At 60.0% G+C, this 19,191-nt stretch carries 13 protein-coding genes; all 13 read right to left on the minus strand.

The features are described from left to right. Nucleotides 1-180 precede the first annotated feature (180 nt). The 13 genes from ACZZ0B_RS01445 to ACZZ0B_RS01505 all read right to left on the minus strand — a co-directional run bounded on the left by ACZZ0B_RS01445 (nt 181) and on the right by ACZZ0B_RS01505 (nt 19,168). A complete protein-coding gene (locus ACZZ0B_RS01445) occupies nt 181-477 on the minus strand; it encodes a DUF2845 domain-containing protein (protein WP_158831281.1) in 297 nt (98 codons plus the stop codon). Then, a complete protein-coding gene (locus tag ACZZ0B_RS01450; RefSeq protein WP_463544222.1) occupies nt 477-3,428 on the minus strand; it encodes a DUF748 domain-containing protein in 2,952 nt (983 codons plus the stop codon). The genes ACZZ0B_RS01445 and ACZZ0B_RS01450 overlap by 1 nt, the downstream gene beginning before the upstream one ends. Nucleotides 3,429-3,608: 180 nt before the next feature. Further along, nucleotides 3,609-4,625, minus strand: a complete 1,017-nt coding sequence (locus ACZZ0B_RS01455; RefSeq protein WP_440096919.1) for a class I SAM-dependent rRNA methyltransferase — start codon at nt 4,623-4,625, stop codon at nt 3,609-3,611. Nucleotides 4,626-4,773: 148 nt separating this feature from the next. Further along, the gene (locus tag ACZZ0B_RS01460) at nt 4,774-5,646 is read right to left on the minus strand and encodes an oxygenase MpaB family protein (RefSeq protein ID WP_463544223.1); all 873 of its coding nucleotides are present in this window, start codon (nt 5,644-5,646) and stop codon (nt 4,774-4,776) included. A 51-nt stretch (nt 5,647-5,697) separates the two neighbouring features. Next, the gene (acs, locus tag ACZZ0B_RS01465; RefSeq protein ID WP_463544224.1) at nt 5,698-7,635 is read right to left on the minus strand and encodes an acetate--CoA ligase; all 1,938 of its coding nucleotides are present in this window, start codon (nt 7,633-7,635) and stop codon (nt 5,698-5,700) included. A gap of 230 nt (nt 7,636-7,865) precedes the next feature. Beyond that, the gene (gene pgi / locus ACZZ0B_RS01470) at nt 7,866-9,530 is read right to left on the minus strand and encodes a glucose-6-phosphate isomerase (protein WP_463544225.1); all 1,665 of its coding nucleotides are present in this window, start codon (nt 9,528-9,530) and stop codon (nt 7,866-7,868) included. Between the two features lie 375 nt (nt 9,531-9,905). Next, complete coding sequence (gene panC, locus ACZZ0B_RS01475; protein ID WP_463544226.1) at nt 9,906-10,766, minus strand: pantoate--beta-alanine ligase; 861 nt, start codon at nt 10,764-10,766, stop codon at nt 9,906-9,908. After that, nucleotides 10,763-11,563, minus strand: coding sequence for a 3-methyl-2-oxobutanoate hydroxymethyltransferase (panB, locus tag ACZZ0B_RS01480; protein ID WP_463544227.1), 801 nt, complete (start codon nt 11,561-11,563; stop codon nt 10,763-10,765). Before panB ends, panC begins: the two co-directional genes overlap by 4 nt. 403 nt (nt 11,564-11,966) lie before the next feature. Then, on the minus strand, nt 11,967-12,452 hold the full coding sequence (gene folK / locus ACZZ0B_RS01485) for a 2-amino-4-hydroxy-6-hydroxymethyldihydropteridine diphosphokinase (RefSeq protein ID WP_463544228.1): 486 nt from the start codon (nt 12,450-12,452) through the stop codon (nt 11,967-11,969). Between the two features lie 4 nt (nt 12,453-12,456). Then, the gene (locus tag ACZZ0B_RS01490; RefSeq protein WP_008080858.1) at nt 12,457-13,860 is read right to left on the minus strand and encodes a polynucleotide adenylyltransferase PcnB; all 1,404 of its coding nucleotides are present in this window, start codon (nt 13,858-13,860) and stop codon (nt 12,457-12,459) included. A 734-nt stretch (nt 13,861-14,594) separates the two neighbouring features. Further along, nucleotides 14,595-16,031 carry a sigma-54-dependent transcriptional regulator gene (locus ACZZ0B_RS01495; protein WP_008080856.1) on the minus strand — a complete coding sequence of 479 codons (1,437 nt, stop codon included), beginning with the start codon at nt 16,029-16,031 and terminating at the stop codon, nt 14,595-14,597. 22 nt (nt 16,032-16,053) lie between these two features. Next, nucleotides 16,054-19,008, minus strand: a complete 2,955-nt coding sequence (locus tag ACZZ0B_RS01500) for a sensor histidine kinase (RefSeq protein WP_008080855.1) — start codon at nt 19,006-19,008, stop codon at nt 16,054-16,056. Then, nucleotides 18,992-19,168: a hypothetical protein gene (locus ACZZ0B_RS01505; protein WP_003176118.1), complete on the minus strand. Its 177-nt coding sequence runs from the start codon at nt 19,166-19,168 to the stop codon at nt 18,992-18,994. The genes ACZZ0B_RS01500 and ACZZ0B_RS01505 overlap by 17 nt, the downstream gene beginning before the upstream one ends. Nucleotides 19,169-19,191 lie beyond the last annotated feature (23 nt).

The following is a 19,191-nucleotide window of genomic DNA, read 5'->3' on the forward strand; positions in this document are numbered from 1 at the left end:
ATACGTCTGCCGCAACTTTAGAGTTCATGCGAACGGTCACACGGATGTGACCATTACGGGCCCCGGCACTTGTGTCGGGGCCTGTTCTATTTCAGAAGCAAAAGATCGCAGCCTGCGGCAGCTCCTACATTGGAATACGTTTCCTGTAGGAGCTGCCGCAGGCTGCGATCTTTTGATCTTTCAGTGACCGCGTTTGCTGTTGATCTGCCGCAGGCGATTGCCTTCAAAGCGCAGGTATTGGTACATGCCGTTGCTCGGCCCGTACGTCCATTCCTCGACCTGGAACTCCTCGCGGCGATTGGCGCTGCGCTTGTAGCCCAACACATCGCGGCTGACCGGTTCGCCACACTTTTGCAGGACTTCGCTGGAGCGATCGCCGAGGCTGATCAATTGGCTGCCACAGCGCAGCGTGTCGGACGCCACGGCATGGCCGGTAGCGAAGGTCAGTGTCAGCGCGGCCAGCCAATGGCGTTTCATCATTCGGCATCCAGATGCATTTGCGTCACCACGCGGCCATCGCTTTCGGCCTCGCCAAGGTTGGCGTCGATGAAGTACACGCGGTCGTCTGCCAATTGGCCTTTGTCGACCAGATAATCCTTGATGCTGCTGGCACGGTCCTGACCCAACTGACGTAACAACACATCGCTGCTGCTCCAGAACTGGATCACGCCTTCGCGCATCTTCGCCGTGCGTTCCTCCTTGCCCAGATCCTTCCATTCGGCCGGTGGCTGGGTTTTCAGGCGGGTGCGGTAGATGCCTTCAAGCAGCGGACCTTTCTCACCGTCCGGCACTTGAATCAGGGATGCCTGAGCCGGCACTTTGTCGCCGCGGCGCTGGAGCATCTTGTAGTAATTGTACTGGTATTCACGCTCCAGACGTTGCTCGGCGAGCAATGGGCCGTCGCTGCTCTTGGCGGCGGTGCCTTCGATTTCCAGGCGCAGCGCCGGACGCTCCTTGAGTGCCTGGGACAGTTTGACCAGCGCGGCTTCGGCATCCTTGCTCAGTTCACTGGAGCCTGGGGCAAACGACACGGTGCCAAGGTCTTCCGACCCACCGCCACTGATCAGTCCGCCAATCATTTTGAAAGGGGCGGCTGCGGCTTTGACGATGAGGTTGCGCAGGGTCTGCCAGACAATCGGCATCACGCTGAACTGCGGATTGTTCAAGTCGCCGGTCACTGGCAGTTCGATGGAAATCTTGCCGTCGACGTCCTTGAGCAGGGCAATCGCCAGTTTCAGCGGCAGGCTCACGGCATCCGGGCTGTCGACTTTTTCGCCGAGCTGCAATTGTTCGACCACCACTTTGTTTTCGGCTTTGAGCTGGCCCTTGGTGATCAGGTAATGCAGGTCGAGGTTGAGCCGGCCCTTGCGGATGCGGTAACCGGCAAACTTGCCGGAATACGGGGTCAGGGTGGTCAGCTCGACGCGTTTGAAACTGGTGGCGATGTCGAGGCTGGCCATCGGATCGAACGGATTGACCGCACCCTTGATGGTCACGGGCGCATAACGGTCGACCTTGCCTTTGATGTCGACGCTGGCCGGTTTTGCCTGACGGCTGTCGATGGTACCGATCTGACCGTTGAGTTGCTGCACGGCGGTGGCGAAATTCGGTGTCAGGCTGAAGTCGGCGAAGTTGGCCGAGCCGTCATTGATCGCGATGCCGCCGATGTGAATGCCCAGCGGTTTGTCGTTGCTGGCCGGTTTTGCCGCCGTGGTTTTCGCACCGCTGTCGGCCGGTTGCGGGATCAGCAAGTCGTCGATGTTGGTGGTGCGGTCATCGTTGATCATGAACCGCACATACGGCTGAAACAGGTTGACCTTGTCGATCGACAGGCTGTCGCCGTGTTGATAGTTCAGGCCTTCGACCACCACTTGCTGCCACTTGAGGAAGTCGCGGGTTTTCAGGGTGTCGAGGGTGTGCAGTTGATCGATCTGCGCCCGCCCGGTGACGCTGAGGGCCAGCGGCTCGGTGCTCTTGAGGTTGACCTTCAAGTCACTGCCGAGCATGCCGCTGCGCAGTTCGAGGCGAATGAACGGGTTGATGTAGGACTGCGCGACACGCAGGTCGATGTCCTGGGTTTTCACGTTGAGCTGAGCGTTGACCGGGGCGAGGTTGACCGTGCCGTCGGCGCTGATCTTGCCTTGCTTGCCCAGCCCGCTGTCGAGCTTGAGCTTGAAGGGCGAGCCGTTGAGGCTGTCGAAACCCTCCAGATCGACGTTCAGCGGCGTGATATCCAGCGCCACAGGCGGATTCGCCGAGCGATCAGCCAAATGGACGGTGTAGTTGCGCAATTGCACGTCTTTGAGCAGCACCTGCCAAGGTTTGCTCGGGGCGTTCGGTTCAGCCTTCGGCGAGTCCGCGGCTGCCGGTGTGCTGGCCGGTTCGGCAGCGGCTTTGGCCGCCGGTTTCGATGGCTGGCTGGCGAAGAGTTTCTGCCAGTCCAGTTGACCGTCGGCTTCCAGCGCGGCCCAGGTTTCGAGTTTCTGGCTGCGGATCTTGCCGACTACCACTTGCTGTTTGGCCAGGTCCACGGAGGTTTCGCTGACGTCCAGGCGTTCGAGTTTCGCCAACGGACGCCCGTCTGGGGCCTTGATGGCGAACGGCGCGATGCTGACGGCGACGTTGTTGAGCAGCAGTTCGGTTTCTTTCGACAGATTGAGTTTGTATTCGGTGCTGAGGCTGATCACGCCGTCTTCGAGTACCAGCGGCACCGAGTCACGCACGTACGGCCAGAAGGCTTTCATCTTGCCGTCGGTGACTTTCAGGGTGCCTTCGGAGGTGAACGGGATCAGGCTGAAGTTACCGCTCCAGTCGATTCGACCGCCGGCCGGGCCGATGGCGACCAGGGTCATGTCGGCGCTGTCTTCGGGCAGGGTGCTGAGGTTTTTCAGCTCGAAGCTCAAGTCGTCGTAAAGGAATTCGATCGGCTCGCTGGGACGTACATCTTGAAAATGCACGACGCCGCCGGCCAGTTTGATGTTGTCGATGCGCAGCGGGAAGGGCTTGGCGTTCGGGTCGGCGGGAACGGGCTCGCTGGCCGGCACCTTGAACAGGCCGAGCAGATTGAGCTTGCCGTCTTTGGCGAAAAGGATCTCGCTCTTGGGTTTGTCCAGTTCGATGTTGGCCAGATGCAGGGCTTTGGTCCACAGACTGTCGATTTGCAAGTCGGCGTACAGACGATCGAAGCCGACCTGTTCCTTGCCCGGCTCGCCAATGACCAGACCCCACAGGGTAACCTCAAGGCTGAACGGGTTGAGCTCGATGCGCTGGATATGCGCAGGCACGGTCGCGTAGTTGGCCAGTTGCTGGTTGGCCACGCGCAGGGCAATGCCCGGCAAAATCAGAAACCCCAGCAGGCTGTAGAGGGCCAGAGCAGTCAACAAGGCGCCAATTGCGCGAATCAATCCTTTGGGCATGTGCGGCTTCATCTGTCTGAATCGGAGTGCCTTGGAGTATGGCACGCGATTCTGGTTCCGAAGTAACAGCCGTGCTGCAGGATTGTTCAGATTCTTCTGTAGGAGCTGCCGAAGGCTGCGATGTTTTGATTTTGTCTTTTTTTAAAACAAGATCAAAAGATCGCAGCCTTCGGCAGCTCCTACAGGGGGGAGTTATAGCTGCAGGATCAGGGTTTTCAGCGGTGGTTGCTGATCCTTCGACGGGAAGTCGGCGCCTGGGGTCATCACGCTCCATTCGCGCACTGGGCGGCCAGCCTTCTCGGCACAGCGCAGCACTTGCTCGCGCCAGTCGTCCATGCTGACTTTCGCCAGGTTGTTGCAGCAGATCAGCACGCCGTTGTCGGCGGTGGTCAGCAGGGCGGGTTTGAGCAGGCTTTGATAATCGCGTAGCAGGTCGACGGTGCCGAAGGCGCTCTTGGCCCAGGCCGGTGGGTCGAGCAGCACAAGATCGTATTGACGCTGATCGAGGCGCTGATAGCTCGGCAGTTTCTGCCCACGGCGCTGGCTGATTGGCAGGCCGGCCAACTGGCGGATCGCCGGGAAGTAGTCGGACTGGATGAATTGCATCTCGGGCAACTGCGGATTGAGCAAACCGTTTTCGCGACCGACCGCCAGATTGCCCTCGGCGAAATCGAGGTTACACACCTCACGCGCGCCACCGGCTGCGGCACTGAGGCCCACGCCGCAGGTGTAGGCGAACAGATTGAGCACGGATTTGCCCTTGGCGTGCTCCTTGACCCAACCGCGGGTGTTGCGCAGATCGAGGAACAGCAATGGATCCTGGCCGGCATGTCGCCCGCGTACGCGGTAGTTCAAGCCCCACTCATGGCCGACCAGATCAACCAGTGCGGCATCGTCGGCCTTATACACGCTGTCTTCACGGTCGATGCGCGAATTGCCGCGCGAGCGATCGTTGTAGACCAGCAGGGTTTCCAGGCCCAACGTTTGATTAACCATGGCATGCAGTTGCAACAGGTGGTCACGCTCCAGCGTCTGGTGGAAACTCTGCACCAGCAGTTGCGGACCGTAGCGGTCGATGGTCAGACCGCCGGCGCCTTCCTGACTGCCGTGGAACAGCCGATAGCAATCGGTGCCCTGGCGGTGCAGCTCGGCCAGCAAATCCTGGCGTTGATCGAGGGCGGCGCGCAGCGCCTGATTCAAGGAAGACATGCATGCGCCTTGCTGGAGAGAATGGGGGCGCGGGAGTTTATCAGCTTGGTGAGCAATCGAGTGGCTACCATCGCGAGCAGGCTCACTCCTACAAGGGAGTTATGTTGCATACGAATCTCCTGTAGGAGTGAGCCTGCTCGCGATGCTTTCAGGTAATCAAACCCATCCGGCGTTTGGCGCGTTGCACCGAGCCGTTGCGCATTGCCCAGCGCAGCATCGGCGCGCTGCGTCTGACGCTGGCGCGAATCAGTTGGCGTTGCAGCGAACTCTGGCGGACGTCGAGCATGTCGCTGGCCCAATCCGGCAGCAGATCAATCCCCGCCTTCATCATCAGATCGCCAAACGGTCGCGCCAGAACACTCGGCGCCGGCGCGGCCAGTAACAGGCGCAAGACTTCACGGCTGCGGCCATCGCACAGCAACTGTGGGCGCATGCCTTGCAGATATTCGGCCACAGCCAGCCGCGACTTGGGCACATCGCGTGCGCCCAGACGTTCGGCGACCACGGCGATTTCCGCGTAGTAACGATCCTGATCCGAAACGGACAACTGCGGATTGCGATAGCGCAAATGCGCCGCAAGGAAGTTGCTGACCTCCGCCACATGCACCCACGTCAGCAAGTCCGGATCGCTCGCGGCGTAAGGCCGACCATCCGGCGCGGTGCCGACCACTTGCAGGTGAATGGTGCGCACTTTCTCGATCAGCCAGTCGGCATCACGCCTGGAGCCAAACGTGGTGCCGGAGACAAACTGACTGGTGCGGCGCAAACGCCCGAGCATGTCCTGACGAAAGTTGGAGTGATCCCAAACCCCGGCCAGCGCCAAGGGGTGCAGCGCCTGTAACAACAATGCGCTGATGCCGCCGATCAACATGCTGCTGAAATCGCCGTGCACCTGCCAACTGACCGAGTCGGGGCCGAACAGGCCGGGGTCACCCTTGGGGTTCTCCAGGTCGAGCTGACCGAGCGACAACCCGGTCAGGCTCATGAGTTGGTGTTCAATGCGACTGCGGATGAATTCCATGAGCACTCAGTGAAGGAGGGCGGGCGCGGCCGGTTGACCGCGCTCGACGGGTTACTGATTGAGGCGCTTGTCGATCAGGCCTTGCACCACGCTCGGATCGGCCAGGGTCGAGGTGTCGCCGAGGCTGTCGAGTTCGTTGCAGGCGATCTTGCGCAGGATGCGCCGCATGATCTTGCCTGAACGGGTTTTCGGCAAGGCCGGGGCCCACTGGATCAGGTCCGGTTTGGCGAAGCTGCCGATTTCCTTGCTGACGTGGGCGAGCAGTTCTTTCTTCAGCTCGTCGTTTGGTTCGGTACCGTTCATTGGCGTGACGAAAGCGTAGATGCCCTGACCTTTGACGTCGTGCGGATAACCGACCACGGCGGCCTCGGCAATGCTGTCGTGCAGCACCAGTGCGCTCTCCACTTCGGCAGTGCCGATGCGGTGGCCGGAGACGTTGATCACGTCGTCGATGCGCCCGGTGATCCAGTAATCGCCGTCCTCATCGCGGCGCGCGCCGTCGCCGGTGAAGTAATAGCCGGGGTAAGGTTTGAAATAGGTGTCGACCATCCGCTGCGGATCGCCATAGACGCTGCGAATTTGCGCCGGCCAACTCGATTTGATCGCCAGCACGCCGCTGCCGGCGCCTTTGATTTCCTTGCCTTGCTCGTCGAGCAGCACCGGTTGCACGCCGAACATCGGCTGCGTGGCGCAGCCCGGTTTGATCCGCTGGGCACTGACCAGCGGGCTGAGCATGATGCCGCCGGTTTCGGTCTGCCACCAGGTATCGACGATGGGGCAACGTTGCTCGCCGACCACGTTGAAATACCATTCCCACGCTTCCGGGTTGATCGGCTCACCGACACTGCCGAGTAATCTGAGGCTGGCGCGCGAGGTTTCCTGCAACGGTTCGGCCCCTTCACGCATCAACGCGCGCAGGGCGGTCGGTGCGGTGTAGAAAATGTTGACCTTGTGTTTATCGATGACCTGCCAGAATCGCGAACTGCTCGGGTAGCTCGGCACGCCTTCGAACATCAATGTGGTCGCGCCATTGGCCAGCGGGCCGTAGACGATGTAGCTGTGGCCGGTGACCCAGCCGACGTCGGCGGTGCACCAGAACACTTCGCCGTCGCGGTAATCGAGCACGTACTTGAAGGTCATCGCCGCTTGCAGCAAGTAGCCACCGGTGGTGTGCAGCACGCCTTTGGGTTTTCCGGTGCTGCCGGAGGTGTAGAGGATAAACAGCGGATCTTCGGCGTCCATCGGCTCCGGCGGGCAATCGTCGCTGACGTCGCGCACGGCCTGGTGATACCAGAGGTCGCGGCCCTCGACCCATTCGACTTTGCCCTGCGTACGCTCGACCACTACAACGGTGCTGACGTCCGGGCAACTCTGCAGGGCTTTGTCGACGTTCTGTTTCAGTGGCACGAACTTGCCGCCGCGCACGCCTTCGTCGGCAGTGATCACGGTGCGGCAGTCGGCGTCTAGAATGCGGTCGCGCAGGGAGTCCGGGGAGAAACCGCCGAACACCACCGAATGGACCGCGCCGATCCGCGAGCAGGCAAGCATGGCGTAAGCGGCTTCGGGGATCATCGGCATGTAGATGCACACCCGGTCGCCTTTCTTCACGCCACGGCTTTTCAGCACATTGGCCAGTCGGCAGACATGGTGATGGAGTTTTTTGTAGGTGATTTGTGCGGATTCGGCAGGGTCGTCGCCTTCCCAGAGCAGGGCGGTTTGATCGCCGCGCTTTGCCAGGTGGCGGTCGATGCAGTTGTAACTGACATTCAGCTTGCCCCCGGCAAACCAGGCGGCTTCACCGGTTTCCAGGTCATAGCGCTGAACGGTCTGCCACGGTGTGCTCCAGTCGAGAAAGCGCGTGGCTTGTTCGGCCCAGAAGGCCGTGGGGTGTTCAATGGATTCGCGGTACAGGCGCCGATAGTCTTCCTGACTCAATTGCGCAGCCCGGCGGACGGCATCGGCTTTGGGGAACGTGCTGATATCGAACATGACGGTTCCTTATTCTTGTTGTGCGACAAGAGGGGAGCTGTACGACCCTCGTAGGAGCTGCCGAAGGCTGCGATCTTTTGATCTTGTTTTTTAAGGTCAAGATCAAAAGATCGCAGCCTTCGGCAGCTCCTACCGGGATCGTGTACGCCACCGATTCTGCGATTAGCCCGGTGCCGTGGAACTGTCGATGTTGCAAGCTGTAGGGGCAGGCAAACCGCCCCTTCAGCCTATCACCCGCGGTGACGACCGCGGAAGTAGTTGATCAGGCCCTGGGTGGAAGGGTCATCAGCATTGGTTTCATCGCTGCCCACCAGACGGTTGTAAACGCCTTTGCCCAGTTCCTTGCCCAGTTCCACGCCCCACTGGTCGAAGGCGTTGATGCCCCAGACCACGCTTTGCACGAACACTTTGTGTTCATACATCGCCACCAGTGCGCCGAGACGGCGCGGGCTGATGCGTTCAACCACGAGGGTGTTGCTTGGACGGTTGCCCGGGATCACCTTGTGCGGTGCGAGTTTGTGCACTTGCTCTTCGCTCATGCCTTTTTCGCGCAACTCTTGCTCGGCTTCCGGCAAGGTCTTGCCGAGCATCAGCGCCTGGCTCTGCGACAGGCAGTTGGCGTACAGCCACTGATGGTGGTCGGCGACCGGGTTGAAGCTGACGATCGGCACAATGAAATCGGCCGGGATCAACTGCGAACCTTGGTGCAGCAACTGGTGGTAAGCGTGCTGACCGTTGCAGCCGACGCCACCCCAGATCACCGGGCCGGTATCAGTCGACACCGGGGTGCCGTCCTGACGCACGCTCTTGCCGTTGGATTCCATGTCCAGTTGTTGCAAGTGCTTGGTGATGTTGCGCAGGTAGTGGTCGTACGGCAGGATCGCGTGACTTTGCGCGCCCCAGAAGTTGCCGTACCACACGCCGAGCAAGGCCAGCAGCACCGGCATGTTCTGTTCGAACGGCGCGGTCTGGAAGTGCTGGTCCATGGTGTAGGCACCGGACAGCAATTCCTTGAAGTTGGACATGCCGATGGCCAGGGCAATCGGCAAACCGATCGCCGACCACAGCGAGTAACGACCGCCCACCCAGTCCCACATCGGGAAGATGTTTTCTTCGCGGATACCGAACGCCACGGCGGCGGCGTTGTTGCTCGAGACGGCGATGAAGTGACGATACAGTTCGGCTTCCGAACCACCCTGTGCCAGGTACCAGGCACGTGCGGCCTGCGCATTCTTCAGGGTTTCGAGGGTGTTGAACGACTTCGACGAAACGATGAACAAAGTGGTTTCGGCACGTAGTTTTTGCGTCAGCTCGTGGAACTCACTGCCGTCGATGTTCGCCAGGTAGTGGCAACGCACGCCTTTCTGCGCGTAGGACAGCAATGCTTCGGAAACCAGTTCAGGGCCGAGGAACGAGCCACCGATGCCGATGTTGACCACGTCAGTGATCGGCTTCTCGGTGTAACCGCGCCACAGACCGTCGTGAATACGGCCCACGAGGTCGGTGATCTGGTTCAACACCTTGTGGACTTCCGGCATCACGTTGACGCCGTTGACCGACAACTTGTCGCCCACCGGACGGCGCAGGGCGGTGTGCAGCGCCGGGCGGCCTTCGGAGGTGTTGACGATTTCGCCATCGAACAGCGCTTTGATCGCGCCTTTCAAATCAACTTCATTGGCCAGGCCCACCAGCAGGTTGCGGGTCTGGGCGTTGATCAAATTCTTCGAATAATCGAGAAACAGGCCGCAGCTGCTGAGGGTGAACTGATTGAAGCGCTGCGGATCGGCATTGAAGGCCTCGCGCATGCTGAAATCCTGCATGGCCTGGCGGTGTTCTTTCAACGCTTGCCAGGCGGGCAGAGCGGTAACGTCTTTAGGAGTGAGGTAATACGCCATCGCTGCGGTTTTCCTTTTTACTTGAACGGCTTTTTGAACACTGAACAGACCGGCGCACCCTGTTTAGGCGCGGGGTCAAACTGCGTCGACACGATTTATTGGCGCAGGGCGAATACAGTAAACCTCGCGCTGCGATCTGTCTTGACTTTGTCTGACCAGATCCCTGTACTTTTTTAACATTAATACCGGGAATGGCTGACAAACGGAGGGGAGGGGGCACTGAGGCAAGCTGAACCTCCCGGGCTGGAATCGAACGGCCGGCAGTGTGCCCGAAGGCTTTATGAGCGGCAATACAACGCAAAAGATCGCAGCCTGCGGCAGCTCCTACCGGGTTATGTAGGAGCTGCCGCAGGCTGCGATCTTTTGATTTTGCTGTTAAACCGGGCTATCGAGATTCAGGTGCAGGTTGTCGATCAACCGTGTGGTGCCAAGGAATGCCGCCACCAGAATCACCAGGTCGCGGTCTTCAGCCGTCGCCGGACGCAAGGTCAGGGCATGGCGGATTTCCAGGTAATCCGGACGCAACCCAGCCGCTTCCAGTTGTTGCGCCTGAGCGCTGACCAGTGCCGGGAAATCCCGTTCGCCTTGTTTGATCGACTCGGCGATGTTGCTCAGGGCGCGATAGACCACCGGCGCCACCGCGCGCTGTTCTTCGCTGAGGAAACCATTGCGCGAGGACAATGCCAGGCCGTCGGCGGCGCGTACGGTCGGCTCGCCGATGATCTGGATCGGCATGTTCAGGTCATGCACCAGCGCACGGATCACCGCCAGTTGCTGGTAATCCTTCTGGCCGAAAATCGCCAGATCCGGCTGGACCATGTTGAACAGTTTGCTGACCACGGTCGCGACACCTTCGAAGTGCCCCGGACGGCTGGCGCCGCACAGGCCTTCAGAAAGTTGCGGCACGCTGACGCGAGTCTGCCCGGCCATGCCGTCGGGGTACATTTCTTCGACCGTCGGCGCGAACAGCAGCGAGCAACCGGCTTCAAGCAGTTTTTCCTGATCGGCGGCGAGGGTGCGCGGATACTTGTCGAGATCTTCGCCAGCGCCGAATTGCAGCGGGTTGACGAAAATGCTCGCGACCACAAAATCCACGCGCTGGGTGGCTTTGGTCACCAGCGCGACATGGCCGCTGTGCAGGTTGCCCATGGTCGGCACGAAGCCGATGCGCTTGCCTTCACTGCGGGCGCGGGCTACAGCGGCGCGCAGCTCGCGTACGGTTTTAACAGTATTCATGCCGAGAATCCGTGTTCGATGCCTGGGAACGTGGTGGCTTTGACTTCGCTGACGTAAGCCTTCAGCGCGGACTGAATGCTGTCCTGGCCGTGCATGAAGTTCTTGACGAATTTCGGTACGCGGCCGGTGATCGACAGGCCGAGCATGTCGTGCAGTACCAGCACTTGACCGTCGGTGGCGTTACCGGCGCCGATGCCAATGACCGGAATCTTCACGGCCTGGCTGATTTCGGCCGCCAGTTCGCTCGGTACGCATTCCAGCAGCAGCATCGCCGCGCCGGCCTGCTCCAGCGAGATCGCGTCGGCACGCATCTGCCGCGCCTGGTTCTCGTTACGGCCCTGCACTTTATAGCCACCGAGAATGTTCACCGCTTGCGGGGTCAAGCCCATGTGCGCGCACACTGGCACACCGCGTTCGGCGAGCAGACGGATCGACTCCGCGAGCCACAGCTGACCTTCGACCTTGACCATGTGCGCACCGGCCTGCATCAGCATGGCGCTGTTGTTCATGGTTTGTTCGAGGGTGGCGTTGGCCATGAACGGCAGATCGGCAAGGATCAACGCGTCGCTGTTGCCGCGTTTGACGCAGGCGGTGTGGTAGGCCATTTCTGCGGTGGACACCGGCAGCGTGCTGTCGTGACCTTGCAGGACCATGCCGAGGGAGTCGCCCACCAGCAGCACTTCAACACCGGCCTCATTACAGGCGTGGGCGAAGGTCGCGTCATAGCAGGTCAGCATGGTGATTTTTTCACCTTTCTGCTTGAGGCTCTGGAGCGTGGTCAGGGTGATGGCTGGCATGTAAAAAATCCTCGTTCAGGCGCTCTGGAAACTACTGCGAGTAACGCGCGTGATTCGTCATCTACTCAGGCGCACGGTCTTTTGTCGTGCTTATAAGGCCTGGCTTGCGCCCGTGTGTGCCGGGTTGGCGGCAGCGGGACGCCTATAGTCGTGATGAGCCAAGCGGAAGTCAATTGCGTGTGTTACCGCAATGTTACGAGGGGAGTGTTACCGGCGTTACTGATGCGATTCAGCGCCGTAGCGGGGTTGAATTACAGAATTTTTGTCCGACAAAAATAGCGATGTCGCACGCTATCCATGTAGGAGCTGCCGAAGGCTGCGATCTTTTGATCCTTGGGGTTTTAATAACAAGAGCAAGATCAAAAGATCGCAGCCTTCGGCAGCTCCTACAGGGGGATTTGCTTCAGGCTTGGGGGAGGCGTTCGAGGCCGACGAACGGGCAGGCGGCGAGCATGTCGGCGAGGGTGCGGCCATCGGGCAGATGAAGAGCCGGCGGCGCCAGTTCGGCGAGCGGATACAGCACGAACGCGCGTTCCTGAATCTGGTAGTGCGGGACTTTCAGCCGTGGTTCGTCGATCAGTCGATCACCGAACAGCAGAATGTCCAGATCCAGCGTGCGCGGACCCCAGCGCTCAAGGCGTTCGCGGCCCTGATCATTCTCGATCGCTTGCAACGCATCGAGCAGCTCCAGTGGGGCGAGGGCGCTGTCGAGCGCCGCCACCGCGTTGGTGTAACGCGGTTGGCCCGGCAACAGGGAATCGCTTTGATAGAAAGCTGAAACACCGGCGAGGGAAGTCTGCGGCAATTGCCCCAGCGCCTCGACGGCGCTGCGCAATTGTTCGGCCGGGTCAGCGAGGTTGCTGCCCATGCCGATGTAGATGCGTTCCATGCCTTTACTCGCCTGTCGAAGCGCTCGGGGCGCCGGCGCGTTTGCGCTTGGAGCCGCTGCTGCGACGACGTTTGCGTGGCGCGCCGCTGGCGTCATCACCTTTACCGCTGAGGTCGCGGATCATGTCGCGGCGTTCGCTTTCGTTGGCGTCCTGATAATCCGTCCACCATTCGCCGAGGCCATCAGTCTCCTCGCCAGCACTTTCACGCAACAGCAGGAAATCGTAACCGGCGCGGAAACGCGGATTGTCCAGCAACAGGTCGGCACGTTTGCCGCTGCGGCGTGGCAAGCGTTCCTGCATGTCCCAGATCTCGCGGATCGGCATGGTGAAGCGCTTTGGAATCGCAATGCGCTGGCACTGTTCGGCGATCAGCTCGTGCGCGCCTTCCTGCATTGCCGGAATTGGCGGCATGCCACGTTCCTGCAAGCGCAACACGCGGGCCGGCAGGGCAGGCCACAGCAGCGCGGCAAACAGGAACGCCGGGGTCACCGGTTTGTTCTGCTTGATGCGCAGGTCGGTGTTGGTCAGCGCTTCGCTGATCAGCGTGTGGGTGTACTCCGGGTTATGTTCCAGCGCATCGGCACTGGCCGGGAACAGCGGGGCGAACAGTTGCAGATCGACGAGCATTTCGAAGGTGATCGCGCCGTGTCCCGAGAGGAACAGCTTGAGCACTTCTTCGAACAGGCGCGCCGACGGGATCTCGCGCAGCATCGGCGCCAGTTCACGGATCGGCTGCACGGTGTGCTTCTCGATGCCGAAGTTGAGCTTGGCGGCGAAACGCACGGCCCGCAGCATGCGCACCGGATCTTCCTGGTAGCGCTGCTTCGGATCGCCGATCAGACGGATCAGGTGATTGCGGATGTCGTGTACGCCGTTGGCGTAATCGAGGATGCGCTCGCTGACCGGATCGTAATACAGGGCGTTGATGGTGAAGTCACGGCGTTGCGCGTCTTCTTCCAGGGTGCCGTAAACGTTGTCGCGCAGAATCCGCCCGCTCTCGTTACGCGAAGACTGATTGCTGTCTTCGTCGTCTTCGTTGACCGGGTGATTGGCGCGGAAGGTCGCGACTTCGATGATTTCGCGACCGAAATGGATATGCACCAGTTTGAAGCGACGGCCGATGATTCGCGCGTTGCGGAATTCGGCACGGACTTGCTCGGGCGTGGCGCTGGTGGCGACGTCGAAATCCTTGGGCGTGATGCCCAGCAGCATGTCACGCACGCAACCGCCGACCAGATAAGCCTGGTAACCGGCACCTTGCAGGCGTTCGACGATATTCACCGCATAGCGGCTGAACTGCGTTTTCTGCAGCGAATGTTGACCGCTGTTGAGCACTTCAGGGGTGCTGCGGATGTGTTGCGTACGACGCACGGGAGTTCGGAATGACTGGAACAACTTCTTCAGCATGGGATGCACTGTTTGAAGGAATGTTCGGCCATACCAAAGAATGACCGCATGATGGGCGCAGATTCTAGCATTTAGTCGGGGGATGGTGTAGGACACGGCAGATTTGAGCTGCAAGCCGCAGGCTACAGGCGTCGCGCGCGATAAAAACAGAGGATTTTGCCGGGAGGGAGAAACTACAAGGGGAGCCGAAGCTCCCCAAGAAGTAGTTGCGTGCTCTTTTTATTATTGATTCGGGCTTCTTGTTTTTGTTGAGTGCCCTCGCCACGAAGCGTTTCCTTCGTGACCCTCCCAATCGGGAGCCAAGAGCAAACGGATTGCTTTGGTCGCTGAATTGCAGTGATCTTACGATCCAACCAGTACAGGCTCTGTCTTAGGACAGTTTTTGTTGTTCTCGGTCTGGTCGTGGGGCAAGCCCCAAATACAACGCCTCTCCAAAAGAATCAGTTAGCTGCGCCTCTCGCCGTCTTGTTTTTATTGTGCGTGAGTCGATTCGTCTTATTTTTATTGTCTTGTGCATTGCTTGTTATTGTTCTTGTACCAAACATATAGCAGGGGGCGTGCCAACTTTTTCGAAACCCAATAAAACAAGGGGTTAGGTCGATATAACCGTTTTGTCGGGGCGAAAAAAAACCGGGGTTTCGTTACCGATAACCCCGGCTTCTGTTACGTGAATCGACTGCGGTAACAGTTTTTTCACATCCTCAACCGTTACCCGCGCACTCGACAGGTAACGTTCAGCTCTCGCTGGCGACCCCGGTCTTGCGCCGTGGAATGCCCAGACGCTGACGACGCTCCCACAGACATTTACGGCTGACGCCCAGTTTGCGCGCCAGTTCGGTCTCGGTCATGTGATCCTGATGCTCAAGGACGAAGTGCTGGAAATAGTCTTCCAGCGACAAGTCTTCGGTCGGCTCATGGCTGCTGTTGCTGGCGTTACCGCCCGTTTGCGGCGGCAGACCGATGAACTCGTCGTCTTCCAGATCGCTCAGCTCGATGTCGATGCCCAGCAAATCGGCGGAGATTTCCGGGCTTTCGCTAAGAATCACCGCGCGCTCGACTGCGTTCTCCAACTCCCGCACGTTACCCGGCCAGGAATAGTGACGAATGGCCTGTTCGGCATCCGCAGCAAACTTGAGGTCGGTACGATTGATGCGCGCGCTCTGGCGAGCGAGGAAAGCCGTGGCGATTTCGTTGACGTCGGCACCGCGCTCGCGCAGGGCCGGCAGTTTCAATGCGATCACGTGCAGACGGTAATAAAGGTCTTCACGGAACTGGCCGATTTTCGCCAGACTTTTCAGGTCCCGGTGCGTGGCCGCGATCAGGCGCACATCGACCTTCTGCGACTGCACGGAACCAACACGGCGAATTTCACCTTCCTGCAATACGCGCAGCAGGCGGGCCTGAGCTTCCAGTGGCAGCTCACCGATCTCGTCGAGGAACAAGGTGCCGCCATCCGCCGCTTCAACCAGACCTGCACGCCCGGCGCTGGCGCCAGTGAACGCGCCTTTCTCGTGACCGAACAATTCGGACTCGATCAGGCTTTCCGGGATAGCTGCACAGTTCACCGAAATCATCGGTGCCTTGGCGCGTTTCGACAGATTGTGCAGGGCGCGGGCCACCAGTTCTTTACCGGTGCCCGACTCGCCCTGGATCAGGACATTGGAATCGGTCGGTGCGACTTTGCGGATCTTGCTGTACAGATCCTGCATCGGCGGGCACGAACCAATGATGCCGATTTCGCCGTTGCTGTTGTCAGTGGCGGGTTTGCCGCTGCCATTGGCCGGTTTGCTGGCAACCGCTTCGCCGGCAGCCGGAGCCGATTGGCGATCACGCAGGATCCGCGCGACAGCCTGGAGCATTTCATCGTGGTCGAAAGGCTTGGCGATGTAGTCCACCGCGCCCATCTTCATCGAGTCGACCGCCGAGCGCAGGCTGGCGTAACTGGTCATGATCAGCACCGGCGTGCCCTGGCCGAGCTTGATCAGCTCGGTGCCCGGAGCGCCCGGCAAACGCAGATCGCTGACGATCAGGTCGAACGTAGGAATGGTGAAGCGTTCTTGTGCTTCCTGCACTGAACCGGCTTCGCTGACCTGGTACTGATTACGTTCCAGCAGGCGGCGCAAGGCGGAGCGGATAATTGTTTCGTCTTCGACGATCAAAATGTGCGGCATTGATTCGATACTCTCGACGGTCTCAGTTCACAGCGGACGTCGCTTCGACATGACGCGGTAAGGTCACCCGGATACGGGTGCCGCGTTGGCTTTGTACATCAGCCGGGCTGTCGATGGTGATTTGTCCATAATGCTCTTCAACGATGGAATAGACCAGTGCAAGGCCCAGACCGGTGCCTTCGCCAGGATCCTTGGTGGTGAAGAAGGGTTCGAACAATCTGTCCATGATGTTCTTCGGAATACCGCTGCCTTCGTCCTCGACGATCAGATCGACCGTGTGTTCGCCGGCTTCGCTCTTGACCCGTACCGCACTGTGCGGCGGCGAGGCGTCGCGGGCGTTGGAGAGCAGATTGATCAAAACCTGGGCGAGCCGCTGCGGATCGCCTTCGACCCAGTGATCGGGATCGCACAGGTTGTAGAACTGCACTTCGAAATTGCGTCGGTTCAGCGCCAGCAGGCCAATCGCGTCCTGCGCCACTTCCGCCAGACACACCGGCTCGTCGCTGTGCTGATGGCTGCCGGCGTGGGCGAAACTCATCAACGACTGGACGATGCGCGATATGCGTTTGGTCTGTTCGAGAATCTGCCCGCTGATTTCCGTCAGTTCGTCGTCTTCTTCGCGCTCTTCGCGCAGGTTTTGCGCCAGACAGGCGATGCCGGTGACCGGGTTGCCGATTTCGTGGGCCACACCTGCTGCGAGGCGACCGATGCTCGCCAGACGTTCGGAGTGCACCAGTTTGTCTTCGAGCATCTGTGTTTCGGTCAAATCCTCGACCAGTAACACCAGGCCACTGTTACCCGGCGCCAACGGCTCATCGATGGCCGCTTTGTGCAGGTTCAGCCAGCGGGTCTGGCCGTCGAGGGCCAGATGCTGTTTGTGCAAATGTTCGTCGGGCAGATTGATAAAGCCTTGCAACAATTCTTTCCACGGCTCGCCGATGGTGCTCAGCCGCGAACCGACCACACGTTGCGCGGCAATCCCGGTGAGTTCTTCCATGGCTTTGTTCCACATCAGGATCTCTTGATCCTTGGCCAGCGAGCAAACGCCCATCGGCAATTCCTGCAAGGTCTGGCGGTGGTAACGGCGCAAGGCATCGAGTTCGGCAGCCAGACCGGTGAGGCGCGAGTGGTAATCCTCGAGGCGGCTTTCGATGAAGTGGATGTCTTCGGTGACATAGTTTTCACCGCCAGCCTTGTACGGCAGGAAGGTTTCCACCATGTCCTGCGCGACGCTCGGGCCCATCAGGCCGGAGAGGTTGGCTTCGATGCGGTCGCGCAAACGGCGCAAGGCGTAAGGGCGGCGTTCGTCGAAGGGAAGGTAAAGGTCACGCAGGGCTTGCTCGACTTCTTTCTGCGCAGCCTTGGCGCCCAGTGGTTTCGCCAGTTGTGTGGCGAATTCCTGCGGGGAGGCAGCGTGCAGTTCGCGGCGTTGCGGGCGACGCACGTTATCCACGGCGCAGGCTTCGGCGGCGCTGGCTTCTTCCGGACTGGCATTGGTGAACAGCGAGATCAGCGTGAACATCAATACGTTGGCGGCGAGCGAGGCGATGGCCGCCATGTGCCAGCTGGTGTCGTCGAGCACGTAAATCATGTTCAGCAGCGGGATGTAGAAACCCTGCAGATTGCCGACCAGCGGCAACAGCATGGTCACCACCCAAACCAGAATCCCCGCCAGCAGACCGGCGATAAAGCCTCGGCGGTTAGCGGTTGGCCAGTACAGTACGGACAGCACGCCCGGGAGGAATTGCAGGGTCGCCACGAAAGCAACAATGCCGAGGTTGGCCAGATCCTGCTCGGCGCCGAGCATCAGGTAGAAGCCGAAACCAGCCATGATGATCGCGACGATCAGCGCGCGGCGCGTCCATTTCAACCAACGGTAGATATTGCCTTCGGCCGGCGGCTGATAAAGCGGCAGCACCAGGTGGTTCAGCGCCATGCCCGACAGCGCCAGCGTGGTGACGATGATCAGGCCGCTGGCCGCCGATAGACCGCCGACGTAGGCGAGCAACGCCAGCGGCTTGCTGTTGGCGGCGATGCCGATGCCGAGGGTGAAATATTCCGGATTGGTCGTGGCGCCCAGTTTCAGGCCGGCCCACAAGATCAGCGGCACCGCCAGGCTCATCAGCAGCAGGAACAGCGGCAAACCCCAGCTCGCACTGACCAGTGAGCGCGGATTGAGGTTCTCGGTAAACGTCATGTGATACATGTGCGGCATCACGATTGCCGAGGCAAAAAACACCAGCAACAGCGTGCGCCACGGACCTTCCTGCAATGGCGTGTGCAGCGCGGCGAGGGCGGTCTGGTTTTGCAGCAGCCACACCTCAAGTTGTTGCGGACCGTCGAACACCCCGTACAGCGCATACAAACCGACGCCGCCGAGGGCGATCAGTTTGATCACCGATTCAAAGGCAATCGCGAACACCAGCCCTTCGTGTTTCTCACGGGTGGCGATGTGGCGGGAGCCGAAGAAAATCGTGAACAGGATGATCAGCGCACAAAACGCCAGCGCCACGCGACTCTGCACCGGCTCGCCAGTGAGGATGCCGATGGAGTCGGCCACCGCTTGAATCTGCAACGCCAGCAACGGCAACACGCCAATCAGCATGAAGATCGTGGTCAGCGCGCCGGCCCAGGTGCTGCGGAAACGGAACGCAAACAGATCGGCCAGCGACGACAGTTGATAGGTGCGGGTGATTTTCAGGATCGGATAGAGCAACACCGGCGCCAGCAGAAATGCGCCGGACACGCCGAGGTAACTGGACAGAAAACCGTAGCCGTACTGATACGCAAGGCCCACCGTGCCGTAGAACGCCCACGCACTGGCGTAAACCCCCAGCGACAAAGTGTAAGTCAGCGGGTGGCGAATGATCGCGCGCGGGATCATGCCCCGTTCACTGACCCAGGCAACGCCGAACAGCACCGCCAGGTACGCGGCGCTGATCAGGATCATCTGGGTCAGGCTAAAGCTCATCGGCATCTTTTTGGCTCTGCAGGATGAAGGTCACAACAATCAGGATCAGCCAGAGCAGATAAGGGCGATACCAGGCGCCCGTCGCGTCGATCCACCAATCCATGATGGCGGGGGAAAACAGGTAGATCCCGACGACTAAAAGCAGGACCAAGCGATAGATGTACATCCCGGCCTCTCTTTTTTATGCGC

Source organism: Pseudomonas sp. AC247, assembly GCF_979258015.1.